We start from the raw sequence: 12582 nt of genomic DNA on the forward strand, positions 1-12582 counted from the left end.
AGGCGTGGCCTACAGTGATGTCCGCCGAGACCTCGTGCGCCAGCGTGCGCGAGGCACCCCGAGACCCCGCGAGCCGACCCGGACGGGCGGAGAAGAAGGAGCCCTCGATGATCGTGCAGGCGCGGATCATGTCCGACACGGAGGCCACCCTCCACCTTCCCGACGGCGAGCAGCAGCTCACCGCCGCGACGCTCCCCGAGCTGCGCGCCCACGTCAAGCAGGCGTTCATCGACGAGGCCCGCCGCCGCCACGAGTCGGTCGACGTGCAGATCGTGGAGCCGGACCGGGTGCACCACCTCGCGGTCGAGCCCAGCGGCCGGATCGCCAACCGCGTGCCCGATGACCGTCCGGTCTTCGGACCGCCCACCCCCGCGCCCGGCGCGCCCCTCGTTGCCGCGGACGCCGGGACCCAGCGCGCGGCCGGAGGGTCCCACGCGGCACCGCGCGAGGACGACGCCGATGCGACCCGCGCCATCCCGCGGATCACCGACGCCACCGAGGACCCCGCCACCGCCGCCGTGGCGCCGGGGCCCGCCGCGGAGACCGACGCCGACGCGCCGGCGCCCGAGGCCCCGACGGACCCGACCCCCGGATCCGGGCACCGGGGACGGCACTCCCAGCCGGAGTCGACGTCGGCTCCCGAGGCGGAGCAGGCGCCCGCGCGGACGACCCCGGCCGACGCCAAGCCCGAGACGGCACCGATCATCGACCGCGCGCCGCTGTTCCCCCGGACTCCGGCCCCGACCTCGCCGGACCCGGCGCCCGTGACCGCTCCCGTGCCTGCCGCGGGGGGCACGCCGGCACCATCGGCCTCGTTCCCGAGCGCCACGCCGGCACCGGCCGCCGACGAGGAGCCCGCTCCGGCCGCCGTCGACGGATCCGTCGCGGCCACCGATGCGGCCCCGGCGCGGGACGCCCACATCGCCGAGGGGGCGCCGAGCGCGCCCGCCCCGGAGCCGACCCCGACCTCGTCGTCCCCCCGCAGCGCGACGGCCTCGCGGTCCGCGGCGCGGCCCGTCGCCGCTCCCGCGGTGAGTGCCGACGGCAAGCCGCTGCCGACGCTCCAGGATCTCCGCGGGGGCACCCGCCCGCTGGCGGCGGCGCCGCCCACGCGAGGCTTCCCCGCCTTCATCACCCGTCTCACCGGCGGTGGGATCACGCCCCGCCCCAATCGCGCCGAGCGTCGCGAGCGGGCCGAGACCGAGCGGATCCGCCGACCGCTCGAGCACCCCCGCAACATCGTCGTGGTCAACCTCAAGGGCGGCGCCCACAAGACCACCGCCTGCCTCATGATCGCCTCGACCCTGGGCGTGGCCCGCGGTGCGAGCGTCCTGGCCTGGGACAACAACGAGACCCGCGGGACCCTGGGCTGGCGCGGCTCGCAGGGAGAGAACCACCACACGGTTCGCGACCTCCTGGACGACCTCGAGACCCTCGGGGACGGCGCGAGCGCCTCGGACCTCGACCGGTACGTGCGCCACCAGGACGCGACCCGGTTCGACCTGCTCGCCTCCGACGAGGACGCGGGCTCGGCGATGCTCATGGACGGCCCCGCCTTCGCCGACCTCAACGAGGCGCTGTCCCGCTTCTACCGCGTCAAGGTGATCGACACCGGCAACAATGTGCGGGCCTCGAACTGGCTCGCGGCCGTCGGCGCGGCCGATCAGCTCGTCATCATCTCCACGGTCCGCGAGGACACCTTCAACGCCGCGGCGTGGATGATCGACGAGCTGCGGGCCACGGGCTACGCCGACAAGGTCGACCACGCGGTGACGATCCTGTCCCACTCCTCCGCCAAGGGCATCGACAAGGTGCTCCACAAGCGCCTGCTCTCGCACTTCGGGGCCCATACCCGGGTCGTGCACGAGGTGCCGTTCGAGAAGCAGTTCGTCGACGGCGGCGAGCTCGACTGGTCGCGCGTGAGCCGCGAGACCAAGCGCGCATGGCTCGCGGCGACCGCCACCATCGTCGACGGCCTCTGAGCGCGGGTCGACCGCGCGCCTCGTCCGTCGGCGGCGGGCTCTAGGCTGAGCGGATGCCGCTCGTCCGCCTGGATCTCGTCCTCGATGGGAGTCTCGGCATCGCCGTCTGGGCCCGCGAGCGCACGGACGCCGGGCGCTCGCGCCCCGTCGGGGATCTCTCCGCCCTCCTGTCCGTGGCTCCCCCGGCGTTGGCCGAGGGCCTGACACCGCTGACCGGCACCCTCCGCCACCGCGCCGTCATCGGCACCCATCGCGTCCCGGCCCGCGCGGTCTCGCCCTCCGAGCTGACCGTGCTGCTGGGCGCCGTGCGCGCGGCGATCCTCGTGCGCGCGGCGGAGCTCGGGACCGATGCCGCCGCGCTCCTGGAACGCCTGGGCGCGGACGGGGCGGCGCTGGCCCTGGCGCCCGAGCTCGTGGCCATGCCCGGCCTGCTCGCGGCCGTCCGCGCCGACGACGCCGCGATCGCCCTCGTCGAGGCGCGGCACGTGCGACCGGTCCTGGACGAGCACGCCGACGGCGTCCGCGCCCTCTGGCGCGGACTCGACGGGGACGGGGACCTCCTGGAGGACCCGCTGCTCGACGTCCTCGTGGACCACCGCTGCCGAGCCGCCCTCTGGCCGCTGGTGCCCGCGCCGACCGGGGCGCCTGCTGCCGCGGGTCCCGCGGCGCGCGGGGCCGAGCTGCTCGCGGCCCTGACCGATCCCGCCCGCAGGATCGGCGCGAGCATCCCCGTGGTGCGCCGGATCGGGTCCGCGCTGGACGCGTACCTCGCCTCGGCCCGGGCGCGGGTGCGCGTGGGCGGCGGGGAGCTCGAGCTGGTCGTCCGACTGCACGAGCCTCCGCTGGGGGCCGCGTGGCCCCTCCAGACGTGCCTGCGCGAAACCGACGGGACCGTCCACCCCGTCGCGGATCTGCGCGCCGTCGGGGACCTCACCGCGGCGGGCGCGGCAGAGGCCGCGGGCACGATCCTGCGCCATGCCCCCACCCTCCGCACCGCGCAGGTGGACCCGAGCGGCACCGACTGGCTGCTGAGCACCCGGGAGGCCTCCGACTTCCTCACCCTCGACGCGCCGCTGCTGGACGCCGCGGGCGTGACCGCGATGCTGCCGCGGAACTGGACCGCCCGGCGCACGAGCGTGCGCGCCGAGGTCACCGACGCACCGCCCGAGCGCACCGGTCCCTCGGTGGGGCTGCAGGCGATGATGTCGTTCCGCTGGAAGGTCGCCGTCGGGGAGACCGAGCTGACCGACGAGGAGATCGAGGAGATCCGCGCCGCCCAGGGCGAGCTCGTCCAGCTGCGCGGCAGCTGGGTGCGTCTGGACCAGGCCACCCTCAAGGCCGCCGAGCGGTTCCTCGACGCCTTCTCGCGGTCCTCCGGCGGCGACGGTGCCGAGCGGGCCGCACGCGCCCGGGCGATCGCCGCCCGACCGGAGCCGTCGCCGCGAGCACCCGCCTCCGGCACGGGGTTCGCGCCGCTCGCGGGCGACGAGGGGGAGGCTGCGGCCGCCGGGACGGGGGCCGGATCGGCGGAGGCCGTCGTCGGGAGTGATCCCGCGGGCACCGCCGCGCGCGGTGACCTGAGCCTGCGGGACTGGCTCGCGCTGCTGGCCTCCGCGGAGGCCGACGGCGTCGAGATCGGCGGCACCGACGTCGACGGGGAGATCGCACGCCTGGTCGAGGCGCACGCCGCGGCGCCCGCCGTCCCCGAACCGACGACGCTGGCCGCCGACCTGCGTCCCTACCAGCGGCGGGGCCTGGACTGGATGTGGTTCCTGGACACCCACGGCCTGGGCGGGATCCTCGCCGACGACATGGGGCTGGGCAAGACGATGCAGGTCCTGGCTCTCCTGTGCCGCGAGCGGGAGCAGGCCGGCGAGAGAGCCGCCGCACGCATCGGCCCCACCCTGCTGGTGTGCCCGATGTCCGTGGTCGGCTCCTGGCAGCGCGAGGCCGAGCGCTTCGCCCCGCATCTGCGGGTGCACGTCCACCACGGCCAGGACCGCGTGCGGGACGTGTCCTTCCTCGACGGGGTCCCGGACGTCGACCTCGTGCTGACGACCTACGCCCTGCTGTCGCGGGACCTGCCGCTGCTGCAGCGCGCGCCGTGGCACCGCCTCGTGCTCGACGAGGCCCAGCACGTCAAGAACCCCGGCACGGCCGTGTCCAGGGCGGCCCGCGCCCTGCCCGCGGCACGCCGCCTCGCGCTGACCGGCACCCCGGTCGAGAACCGCCTCACGGACCTGCACGCGCTCATGGACGTGGTCAACCCCGGCCTGCTCGGCTCCCCCGCCTCGTTCCAGGAGCGGATCGCAGGACCCATCGAGGCCGAGGGCGAGCCCGGGGCGGTCTCGCGGCTGCGTCGCCTCACGGCGCCGTTCGTCCTGCGCCGCGTCAAGACGGACCGGACGATCATCGCCGACCTGCCCGTCAAGACGGAGATCACGCAGAGCGTCAACCTCACCCCCGAGCAGGCGGGACTCTACGAGGCGCTGGTCCACGAGATGCTCGCGCAGCTCGACGGCGCCGACGAGAACCAGCGCCGCTCGCTCGTGGTCTCGACGATCACCCGGCTCAAGCAGGTGTGCAACCACCCCGCGCACTATCTCCAGGACGGCTCCGCGATGCTCCGCGACGGTCGCCACCGCTCGGGCAAGCTCGAGCTGGTCGACGACCTCCTCGCCTCGGCCTTCGAGGCCGGGGAGAAGGTCCTGCTGTTCACGCAGTTCACGACGTTCGGGCACCTGTTGGTGCCGTACTGGGAGGAGACGTTCGGGATGCAGTTCCCCTTCCTCCATGGCGGAGTGTCCAAGCCGGACCGCGACGCGATGGTCGCCGACTTCCAGGAGCAACGGGACGCACCCGGCGCGATGCTGCTGTCCCTGCGCGCCGGGGGCACCGGGCTGACCTTGACGGCCGCCAACCACGTCGTCCATCTCGACCGCTGGTGGAACCCGGCCGTGGAGAACCAGGCCACGGACCGTGCCTTCCGGATCGGCCAGCGCCGTGACGTGCAGGTGCGCAAGCTGGTCTCCGCCGGCACCGTCGAGGAGCGCATCGACCAGGTGCTCACCGACAAGTCGCAGCTCGCGGACCTCGCGGTGGGCACGGGCGAGGGCTGGATCGCCCAGCTCGAGGACGCGGACCTCGCGCGACTGTTCGCCCTGGATCCTGACCAGGTGGACGAAGGGGACCTGTCCATCACCCCGGACGTCGTCGAGAGCGCTGAGGGCGGGCGTTCGGACGGACTGCCGAGCGGACGGTCGGACGGACTGTGGGACGGGCTGCCAAGCGGGCGTTCGGACGGACGACCCGACCGACAGGGCGGACGGGCATGAGCATCCACCTGCGGTCCCGGCGGGGCCCGATCGGCACGGCCTGGTTCGCCATCGCCCTGCGCGAGGCGCTGGAACGTGCCCTGGGACCGACCCGGGCCGCCACGGGGCGACGTGCCGCGCGTGCCGATGCGGTGCAGTGGATCGACGTGATCCCCGGCGCGGTGCGCGGCGACGTCCGGGACGCCGACGGCACGATCGCCTCGCCGCGTCTGGACGTGCGGCCCGTCCGCCCGGACGACCGTCGGGCTCTGCTGGCCGTCACGGCCCGCACCCCGGACCTCGCGGCCCGGCTCGCCGGCGGCGAGTACCCCGAGCCGGTGGAGCAGGAGCTCGCGGCCCAGGAGGTCCCGCTGCTGCCCACCCGGGCGGCGGACATCTCGCACGACTGCACCTGCCACGACTGGCCGGGCCCCTGCGTGCACGTCCACGCGCTCGCGTGCGTGCTCATCGAGGCGGTCGAGGACGATCCCGTGCTGCTCCTGCGGCTGCGGGGCCTCGAGCTCGGGGACCTGGCGGCGGCCGTCTCGAGCACGCACGGGACCGAGGATCGCTCGGAGGGCGGTCCCGAGGGCCGAGGCGGCGTGGGCGAAGGCAGATCGGGGGAGAGTTCCGAGGCCCGGTACGGCGAGACCGGTGGCAGTGCCGCCGGTCCGCGCTTCGAACCGACCTCTGCCGATGCGGAGCTGCTGGTCGAGGAGCTCGGGCAAGAGGCCGCCGCGGTGATCGCTGCCTTCTACGGGGCGGCACCGCCCGGGTCGCCGGATGGGAAGGACGGGCCGCCGACCCCGAGGTGATGACGGGCGGAGAGGGACCGGCCGACCGGTGCGCCGGCAGTCGGGGCGACGTCGCCTGGCCGCGGGTCGGGACACCAGGGACGTCGGGTGTCGTTGCGACCCATCGTGGAGACGGATCTGCAGAGTCCGGAGTCGTCGTGACGCAACGTGGAGTGGGATCTTCCGGGCCCGATCTCGTCTACCCGACATGGATCGGGACTTGCCGAGTACGGAGCCGTCGTGACGCATCGTGGCGAGCCCGCAGTGGATGTGACGCATCGTCCGGCGGGATCCGCACGATCGAGCGTCCGCGCCCGGACATGGGACCGGGCCGACGCGTCGAAGGGGGGTGACGCGCCGGCCCGGTTCTCACAGGGAACCACCGTCACACGAGGTGACGCGGGACGACGGGAGAGGGGGATCACCCGCCGTCACGGACGATTGGACACCCGCGGTCTGAGAGCCCCCTGATCGACCGGTCCGAAACCCCTCCGAAACGGGCATCCGGCGCGCGAAGGACGCCGACGGCACCCTCCGCGCCACCGTTCGAGGGCGCCTCGGCCGGGACTACAGTGGAGGTCATGCCGCATATCGAGCCGTCCGTGCCGTCGTCCGCGAGCCCGCGACCGACCGAGGAGTCGGTCGACCGGATCACGGAGCTGTTCGCCGGCGCGGTCGCCGATGACCGCACCGCCGGCATCACCTGGGCGCTCGTGGGCGGCCACGATTCCTCCGACGCGGTGCTCGCGGCGGGCGCTGCCGGGGATGCGGAGCTGCACGACGGGACCCCGGGCCCCGCCGGGCCGATGGCGGTGGACTCGATCTCCCGCATCGCCTCGATGACCAAGTCCTTCACCGCCGCGACCATCCTCGCCCTGCGGGACGAGGGCCGCATCGCTCTCGATGCCCCCGTGGCGACGTACGTCCCCGAGGCCGCCGGGATCACGCCCGCGACCCCCGACTCCCCCGCGATCACCCTGCGCCACCTGCTCACGATGAGTGCCGGGCTGGTCACCGACAACCCTTGGGGGGACCGCCAGGAGGCGATGACCCCCGAGCGGTTCGCCGAGATCCTCCACGGGGATCTCGGGCACGTCCACGCTCCCGGCACCGGCTTCGAGTACTCCAACACCGGCTTCGCGCTGCTGGGCCGGGTGATCGACGAGGTCACCGGCACCTCGTACCGCGATGAGATCGCCCGCCGGTTCCTGGCGCCCCTGGGCCTGGCCGACACTGGCTTCTCCCTCGACGGGCTCGACCGCGGGCGCGTCGCCATCGGCCACCGGATCGCCGACCGCACCGACCGCACGCGCTTCGAGCCCGTGCCCTTCGACGCTCCCGGCGTGTACGGGGCGATGGCGGGGCTGTACTCCACCACCGCCGACGTGGCGCGCTGGGTGCGGTTCCTCGCCGCCGCCGACGCACCCGATGCCGCCGGCCGGGAGCAGTCGCTCCTGTCGACGGGCTCGCGCCGGGAGATGCAGCAGATGCACCGCGTCCAGGAGCTCCCGCCGCTGCCCGCCGGCCCGGACGGCGTCTCCCCCGGCTTCGACCGGATCCGCGCCTACGGATTCGGCCTCGTCGTCGAACGGTTCCCGGACCTCGGCGAGGTGGTCTCCCACTCGGGCGGCTATCCCGGGTACGGCTCGTTCATGTGCTGGCATCGCGACAGCGGAGTGGGGGTCGTGGCGCTGGCCAACGCCAAGTACGCCCCCGCCTCGACGCTCTCGATCGAGGCGCTCCGGGTGCTGCGCACCTCGACGGACCTGCTCGCACGACGCCCCGTGACCGCCTCGCCGCGAGCCCTCGAGGCCGCCGCGGCCACCCTGACCTGGCTCCGGGGCGACGACGACGCCCTGGCCGATGCCTGGTTCGCCGACAACATGGACCTCGACGTCTCGCGTGGCGAACGTCGACGTCGCCTCGGATCGGCCCTGGCGACCGCACGGGTGGGCCGCGAGGCCCTCGACGCCCTGCGCGCGGAGGACGCGAGCGCGCTGAGCCGGGCCCATCTGCGCTGGGAGGTCCCCGGAGCGGCCGGATCGGGGCACGACGTGCGCATCGACCTGCTGCTGGATCCCCGCCGCGATGCCCTGATCCAGGCGATCGAGGTCACGAGCGTCGCGGCGACCGCCCGGAGCTGAGTTCAGGCCCCGGAGCTGAGGTCAGGAACCGAGGCCCGGAACCGTCGAGCCCGGATCGGGAAGCCACGCGGAGATGACCGCCGACGCGGACCCCAGGTGCACGACCGATGCCGAGGACCCGGACGCGGGGTACAGGATCAGCAGGACCGTGGCGACGATCACGCCGAGGATCACGGCGAGCAGGATGCCCACCACGGCGGCGATGACGTTCGTCCGGCGGCTGCTCTGCGGGGCACCCGTGGTGGTCGTCCCCGAGGGATGGCCCGCCCATTGCTGCCCCGTCTGCGGGCTCGGCGCCGAGTAGCGACCGGGGCTCGCACCGCTGGGCGTGCCCGGGCCGTGCGGACCCTGCCCCCACTGCTGCGGGCTGCCCTGCTGGGGAGCCGCCTGCTGAGGGCCGTTGTTCTGGGGTCCTCCGTGCTGGGGGCCGCCGTGCTGGAGGTTTCCCTGCTGGGGGCCTGCCCGCATCGTCCCGGGGTGCTGTCCCTGCCCGAAGCCGGGCACGCCCTGTCGGCCACCCCGCGGGTCCTCGCCCTCCCGGATCCGGGACAGCGGCAGATTCCCCGCGGCGTCCAGCTGCTGCGGGCGTCGGACTCCCGGCGCGTCGGGCGGCAGCGGCGGCATCGTGTCGGGAGCGGTGAACGGACGGCCGTCGGCGAAGGTCAGCGGGTACCCGGCGGGCACCCGCGGGAGCGCGGCGCGCACGGCACCCGCGTCCTGGTACCGCTCCTCCGGGCGGGCGGCGACCATGCGACGCAGCACGGCGGCGAGCTTGGGCGAGACGCCCGCGAGGTACCGGTCCAGCTCCTCCGGGCGGAAGGCGCCGTCGTGGAGCTTGAGGCCGCCGTTGAGCGCCATGAGCGCCACGACGCCCGCGGCGTAGATGTCGTGGGACGGCGCGGGCTCGGCGAGCGAGAAGAGCTCGGGCGCCATGTACCCGGGCGTCCCGTTGACCATGCCGACATGGGTGAAGCGCACGTCGGACTCATGGACCGCGATCCCGAAATCGGCGAGACGCACGTGCGGACGGCCCGGCCCGGTGGGCTCGAACATGAGGTTCGCGGGCTTGACGTCACGATGGATCCAGCCCTGGGAGTGGACCATCGCCAGCCCGTCGAGCAGCTGGTCGAGGATCACCACCACGGTGGGTTCGGCGAGCTTGCCGCGTGAGCGGACGATCGACTCGAGGGTCCCGCCCGAGACGAGCGGCATGGCGATGACGACGTGCTCGTCCTCGGCGCCCCAGCCGTAGGGGGTCAGGAGGTGGGGGTGGTCGAAGCTCACGCCCTTCTCCCGGACGAAGCGCATGAGGTCCGCGGAGTCCCGCTGACGCAGCACCTTCGCGGCGCACACGCGGCTGTTCTTCGAGTCCCAGGCGCGCCAGACGGACCCGGATCCCCCCTTGGCGATCAGGTCGATCAGCGCGAAGCGCCCCACGATGACGTCGTTCATGACCGGGCAAGCATATCGGGGCGGCGGACGAACGAGGTGCTCTGCGTCACGGGGCGCCTCGGTACACTCGCCCCGACGGGTCGAGGGCCCGCGGTCGGCGCACACCGGCGCGACGTGGGGAGGGCAGGCATGGGCGGCGACGAGCTGTGGGACCTGGGCCTGTCCGATGCCGCCCTCATCGGGATCTTCGCGCTCATCGTGGTGGTGGCGAGCATCGCCGTGGTGGTCTGGCTGATCGTCGTCCCCGAGAAGCGCGCCGGTCCCCCCGAAGATCGGGCGATGGACCACATCGTCCGCCGCGAGCACGACCACGCCCGGGACATCACCCAGGAGCTCGACGACGAGGCCGGCCGCACCGATCCGGGAACCCGGCGACGCCGCTGACGCTGGCACGGGACGGGGCCCGGCGCGGCCGGGGTCTGGGCGCGGGAATGGCGTTGCGGAACGGCGACCGGGTTGGCGTCGCGGAGCCGGGCAGTGGGCTTGCTTCACGGAGCCGAGCACCGGATCTGCTTCACGGAGCCGAGCGGATGCGACGGGCGGACCTCGTGCGACGGTGGCGACGCCGCGTCGGACGCGCGGATCACGGGACGCACGGGACGTCCTCACTCAGCACGGCCCATATACAGGCGACCTGAGCCAGGACGTCCCGTGCCGACCGGTCCACGGCGCCGACGTCGCACGTGAGGAGTCGCCCTGCCCTCAGGGCCCACGAACCCGGGACGATTCGGGCAAGCGCTGTCCTGACGGTTGTCGCCGGTCACCGCGTGTTCATGCGCTCGTGTCCTCGCCCACACCGGGACCTCGGGCCCCGTCCATCACGGGCTCGTAGCGTGGCCGACCACGACGGCGCGACGGGCGCGCCGGATCCGACGTCGGGGGACGCCATGCCAGCTGAGCGGATGCTCGTCGTCGCCGTCGATGGCTGGCGCCCCGAGGACTCCTCGCTGCTGGCGTCCGACCCCACGCTCTCCCGCCTCCCCGGCATCCGGGACCTCCTGATCGATCCGGGCGGCGCGAACGAGCCGTTCACGGCTCTCGCGGGGCTGCTCACGGGATGCACGTCGGCGGTCTCCGGGGTGGCGTCGGAGGCGCCCTTCGACCCGGTCGGGGAGGCTCCCTCTCGGCACTGGTACGCCGAGGCGCTGGCTCGGCCCACCCTGCTGGACGCCGCCCGCGCCGCCGGGAGGCGCACCGCCGCGCTGCAGTGGCCCGCGACCGCCGGCGGAGCCGTGGACCTGTGCCTCCCGCTCGTGGAGGATCTCCACCGCTTCCGGGACCGGTGGGAGATGACCGTGGCCACGAGCTCCCCGGAGATGGTCGAGCACCACCTGCGCCCCCGGATCGAGGCCGGGGCCCACCTCTCGCGCGTTCCCCGGGACGAGCTCATCGGCCAGATCGCGTCCGAGACCCTCGGTCCCCGGCAGGACCGTGCCGTGGACCTCGCGCTCGTGCGTCTCGAGGGCCTGTCCCTGGCCCGGCGCGAGATCGGCACGGACCTCGGGCGCCTGCGAGCCGCACGCGCGGCCCTCTCCCGGGACCTGGGCGCCGTCCTCGCGGCCTTCGAGCCCGGCCCACACGACGTCGTCGCGATCGTGACCGGTCGCCCGCTCGTGCCTGTGCGCCTCCTCCTGCACCCCAACGCCGAGCTCGCCCGGGCGGGCCTGGTGCGCCTGGACGGCAATCGCATCGCGGCGTGGGACGCCTTCGTGTGGCCCGACGGCTCCCGCGGCGTGCTGCACGTGCGGGCGGGCCTCCCGCCGGATCGAGCGCGGCGCGCCGTCGGCGCCCTCGAGCGGATCGCCGCGGAGCACGGGGCCATCGTCCGACCCGTCGACCAGGGCACCGGCGCCACGGTCGTGTCCGATGCCGTCGCGGTGCTCGTCGGTGCCCCCGGCACGGTCGTCGAGGGCTCGGCCGCCCGCCGCTTCGCCGTTCCCGGCGACGACCCGTACTACGCGGGACCGCGCGCCGTCACCGATCCCGCCGCGGCGGCCGTGACACGCGTCGCCGGACCCGGTCTGCCAGCCTCGGGAGCCCACGGCGGCTGGGCCGACCTGGGCGTGGACCTCGCGCATGCCCTGGGGCTGTCGCTGCCGCATGCCACCGCACGCGGGCTGCGCAGTCGCGGGGCACAGGACCTCCGCCGCGCGTCCTGAGCGAGAGCCTCACTCGCTGCGGGTGACGGCCAGCCGGATCCGGTGGAGCAGCCGACGCAGGCGCGGCGTGCGATCCCGTCGCAGGCGGTCGCGCAGGGCCTCGAGATCCGGGGCGCGGTGCGTGAGATGGAATCGCGCCCCGTGGACGGAGGGGTGGGGCGGGCTCGCGGCCACGTCCTCGGGTGAGACCTCCACGCCGAAAGCGATCCGCACCTCGTGGCCGCCATCGGCGTCCAGGACCACCTCGGTCACGTCCCGGCCCGCGTATCCGTGGGCATCGAGCCACGCATCGACCGTGTCCAGGGCCTGCTCGACCCGGCGGTCCGTCAGCGGGTCCGCCCGCAGGACGTCCTGCAGGGAGAGCGCCGCGGGGTTGCCCTCGGCGTCGAGCACGACCTCGACCAGACGGTGACGCCCCGCGCTCTCGGTGCCGCGGACCAGGGCGACCCGGACGGCGATCGTGCGGATCACTCCTGACGGGGAGACCGTCGCCGTCGCACGGCGCAATGCCGGCAGGCCCTCGACCTCGCCGTCGACCCGCACCGAGGGATCCGGAGGTCCGGAGGATCGTCCGGTCCACCGGTCGAACCAGCGTTCGAGCGCGGGTCGCTGCGCGGCGGTGGCCGCCTCCGAGGCCTCGCCGACGGCATCAGGATCGCCGGCGTCGCCGTCCCGGGGGATCTCGGGGAGCCCCTCGTCGGGGCGGTCTGTCGTGTCCATCGGCGTCACCATACCCA

Annotated in this window: 8 protein-coding genes; 6 read left to right on the plus strand and 2 right to left on the minus strand. The window is 74.6% G+C overall.

The window, feature by feature from the left end:
* Nucleotides 1–17 precede the first annotated feature (17 nt).
* From ACT3TZ_RS02305 to ACT3TZ_RS02320, 4 genes are all read left to right on the plus strand, one after another.
* Entirely contained in the window at nt 18–1982 is a 1965-nt protein-coding gene (locus tag ACT3TZ_RS02305; protein ID WP_444581776.1) for a chromosome partitioning protein, read from the plus strand.
* A gap of 53 nt (nt 1983–2035) precedes the next feature.
* Nucleotides 2036–5317 carry a DEAD/DEAH box helicase gene (locus tag ACT3TZ_RS02310; RefSeq protein ID WP_444581777.1) on the plus strand — a complete coding sequence of 1094 codons (3282 nt, stop codon included), beginning with the start codon at nt 2036–2038 and terminating at the stop codon, nt 5315–5317.
* Nucleotides 5314–6111, plus strand: a complete 798-nt coding sequence (locus ACT3TZ_RS02315; protein ID WP_444581778.1) for a hypothetical protein — start codon at nt 5314–5316, stop codon at nt 6109–6111. The genes ACT3TZ_RS02310 and ACT3TZ_RS02315 overlap by 4 nt, the downstream gene beginning before the upstream one ends.
* A gap of 560 nt (nt 6112–6671) precedes the next feature.
* A complete protein-coding gene (locus ACT3TZ_RS02320; protein ID WP_444581779.1) occupies nt 6672–8234 on the plus strand; it encodes a serine hydrolase domain-containing protein in 1563 nt (520 codons plus the stop codon).
* A 21-nt stretch (nt 8235–8255) separates the two neighbouring features.
* Here ACT3TZ_RS02320 and ACT3TZ_RS02325 read toward each other — a convergent pair whose 3' ends face one another.
* Nucleotides 8256–9686 (minus strand): protein kinase domain-containing protein, encoded by a 1431-nt coding sequence (locus ACT3TZ_RS02325; RefSeq protein WP_444581780.1) that lies wholly within the window; start codon nt 9684–9686, stop codon nt 8256–8258.
* Nucleotides 9687–9815: 129 nt separating this feature from the next.
* Between ACT3TZ_RS02325 and ACT3TZ_RS02330 the strand changes: the two genes are divergently transcribed.
* Nucleotides 9816–10070, plus strand: a complete 255-nt coding sequence (locus ACT3TZ_RS02330; RefSeq protein WP_444581781.1) for a hypothetical protein — start codon at nt 9816–9818, stop codon at nt 10068–10070.
* 503 nt (nt 10071–10573) lie between these two features.
* Entirely contained in the window at nt 10574–11845 is a 1272-nt protein-coding gene (locus tag ACT3TZ_RS02335) for a phosphodiesterase (RefSeq protein WP_444581782.1), read from the plus strand.
* Nucleotides 11846–11854: 9 nt separating this feature from the next.
* On the opposite strand, the gene ACT3TZ_RS02340 is transcribed toward ACT3TZ_RS02335, so the two are convergent.
* Nucleotides 11855–12565 (minus strand): hypothetical protein, encoded by a 711-nt coding sequence (locus tag ACT3TZ_RS02340; protein ID WP_444581783.1) that lies wholly within the window; start codon nt 12563–12565, stop codon nt 11855–11857.
* Nucleotides 12566–12582 lie beyond the last annotated feature (17 nt).

Source organism: Brachybacterium sp. AOP25-B2-12 (assembly GCF_052378625.1).
GTDB lineage: Bacteria > Actinomycetota > Actinomycetes > Actinomycetales > Dermabacteraceae > Brachybacterium.